The sequence below is a fragment of the Acinetobacter sp. TR3 genome (assembly GCF_027105055.1).
Taxonomy (GTDB): domain Bacteria; phylum Pseudomonadota; class Gammaproteobacteria; order Pseudomonadales; family Moraxellaceae; genus Acinetobacter.
In genome coordinates this window covers 1-2,381 of the sequence record NZ_CP114275.1, presented here as the reverse complement: position 1 = coordinate 2,381, position 2,381 = coordinate 1, and the positions used below count along the sequence as shown (strand labels likewise).

The 2,381-nt window shown below is 39.2% G+C and carries 3 protein-coding genes; all 3 read left to right on the top strand.

Annotated elements, in window-relative coordinates:
- Window positions 1-297 precede the first annotated feature (297 nt).
- The 3 genes from O1449_RS16265 (at window position 298) to O1449_RS16255 (ending at window position 2,172) form a co-directional block, all read left to right on the top strand.
- Window positions 298-1,647 carry a protein rep gene (locus O1449_RS16265; RefSeq protein ID WP_269239925.1) on the top strand — a complete coding sequence of 450 codons (1,350 nt, stop codon included), beginning with the start codon at window positions 298-300 and terminating at the stop codon, window positions 1,645-1,647.
- A gap of 12 nt (window positions 1,648-1,659) precedes the next feature.
- The gene (locus tag O1449_RS16260) at window positions 1,660-1,896 is read left to right on the top strand and encodes a hypothetical protein (protein WP_269239923.1); all 237 of its coding nucleotides are present in this window, start codon (window positions 1,660-1,662) and stop codon (window positions 1,894-1,896) included.
- Window positions 1,897-1,971: 75 nt separating this feature from the next.
- A complete protein-coding gene (locus tag O1449_RS16255) occupies window positions 1,972-2,172 on the top strand; it encodes a hypothetical protein (RefSeq protein WP_269239921.1) in 201 nt (66 codons plus the stop codon).
- Window positions 2,173-2,381 lie beyond the last annotated feature (209 nt).

Below are 2,381 nucleotides of genomic sequence, written 5' to 3'. Positions count from 1 at the left end.
AGTTCCAGAGGGGATGTCTATCCCCGAACTGATGCAATAAAAATCTTGAAACTTCCCTCCCTGATTACAAGCTTCCATTGGGGGAGAAAGCGGTAAGAACCGAGCTATGCTCGCAGTAAACACATGATTTGATTTTTTTTTTGAATAGTTTTATATTTTGTTCACTGATCTTAGCTATCCAAGCTAAAGACCTACATATATTGTGCCCTTTGATGGGATAAACACAGTAGGCAAAAAAATGGGCTGACAGTGCTGGAAACACTTCAACCCGTGATGAACATAATGCGAGTATGTCCAATGTCTTCATTTTATGGCTCTTTGCAGCCTGATTCAAGTAACACCAGTCCAATTTCTTTTCGAAATGCTAAAAAAGTAGACGCTTCCGTGTGCGTGCGAGGAGCGCGTAACCACCCGCACCACAGCGACGCATCGGAGCGTGATCTTGGTATATTTACGAAAACTCAGGTAATCGTTACGCCCCAAGGGATTCAGCGAGTTCATGAATTTTTACTTCAAGATCAATCTGCAAAATTATTGCCTCGAGAACGTGTTGGTAATTGCTTAAAAAGACGCATCGATAAAACCAAGCAGCGTGAAGTTAAATACAACGAAAATCGAAAAAAAGCCCACTGGAGCAATGTGCAACGGTGCGGTTCTGTTTGGACGTGTCCTGTTTGTGCTAAGCAAATTACTGAAAAACGCAGGGAAGAGCTAAAAAATGGCATTGAGACGTGGAAAAGAGCTCATTCTGGCGGTGTTTTACTCCTAACCCTTACATTCTCCCATTCCGTTAAAGAATCGCTGTCATCGCTCTTAGAGCGTCAAAGAAAGGCAATTAAGATTTTTTATGAAACGACTAGAGTTAAGGTTCTCCTTAAGCAGATTGGTGTTCAGTACAAAATTAAAAGCCTTGAAATGACTTATGGCCAGAATGGTTGGCATCCTCACAACCATATTTTGCTATTAACTCAAAATCAGGTCGAAAATTTTGCTGATTATATTTCTGATCTTTCGGTTCTTTGGATTAAGGCTTGTACTAAAGCGGGTTTGAGTGCTCCAAGCATGACTCATGGTCTAGATATTCGTGATGGTAATTATGCAAATCAGTATGTTGCTAAGTGGGGTCTAGACTATGAGTTGGCAAAGGGGCATGTAAAAAAGGGTCGTAATGGTGGCTTAACTCCTTTTGATTTGCTCCAGTATTCGATGTTTGATCTTTCTATCAATGATCGATCTATGAAAAGTTTGTGGCAAGAATTTGGAATTTCGTCCAAAGGTAAACGTCAGCTTGAATGGGCTCGTGGACTTAAATCTCTGTTAAAAATTGAAGACAAGTCAGACGAAGAACTTGCAGAGGAAACCGAAAAAGACTCGATTTCGATGCGTACTGTCGATGATTTTGCGTTCAGTCTTTTGTGTACCTACCAACTTCGTCATGAGTTTCTGAAGTGTTTAGAGAGAGATTGGGAAAACGGCTGTTTTGGATGTGGTGAAGCTGAAGAACTTCTAATTTCAGTTATTGAATATGAATTAAAATTTTTAAAAATTGGGACTTCAGATTTTTCTAGCGTCAAACAAAAAGGGAGCGCTGAGCGACCTAGCAAGAAAAAACAACGAGCCCGCCAATATGAATTTTTTGCAGTTTAATCGAGGTCGAAAATGATAATTATCACTTTAGGTAGAAACGCATTATCTCCAGGTCTTAACCAGGAAAAACACCTCGAAGATTTTAGAGCTGCTTTTAAGGCGGAATTTGGATATTCGATAGTTTATGAAAATGATCAAAACCTTGATCGTTTCAAAGTTAGTTTTAGGTTTGAAGGTAACGATGGTGTGCCTTTAGAAATGGCGGACAAGATCTTAAAAAGAATCGAGTCGGCATTTAACGTGCAATAACGCACAAAGTCGTCAGGTGTAAGAACTGCAATTCAAACACCTGACTAATCACAATGATCTGAAAAGGAGATCACTATGACTGCTGCAAATACTACTGGTTTGGCTCTTTTAGGCAAACAAGTTTCTTTCACTTATGTTAATCAATGGCTTGAACTGCCTAAAAAAGGTACTGTGACGGCTGTTGTTATAAACCTAAATGCTGAACCTGAATTTTCTATCGATGATGGCGACTTTCAATCGATGTCTGAGATAAGCGATTTTAAAGTGATTGAATAATTCATGTGCTCTCTTCGGAGAGCATTTTTTTTGCTAGCAAATAGTTCCATTTGGACGGCTTACGCCTATCCTGCGCTACTAAACATTACCGTTATAATCTTTAGTTGCCGTTTCAATAAAAGTCGGGCTTTGATTTTCTTAGGCTATTCTTGTTTGGATTCTCAAAAAAAATGATTTTTTACGTACTGCATACCGCTTCAATAAATAAA

Excerpts from the sequence above, each read along its gene's own strand:
- O1449_RS16265 (WP_269239925.1), top strand. The coding sequence starts at position 298 with ATGTCTTCATTTTATGGCTCTTTGCAGCCTGATTCAAGTAACACCAGT.
- O1449_RS16260 (WP_269239923.1), top strand. The coding sequence starts at position 1,660 with ATGATAATTATCACTTTAGGTAGAAACGCATTATCTCCAGGTCTTAAC.
- O1449_RS16255 (WP_269239921.1), top strand. The coding sequence starts at position 1,972 with ATGACTGCTGCAAATACTACTGGTTTGGCTCTTTTAGGCAAACAAGTT.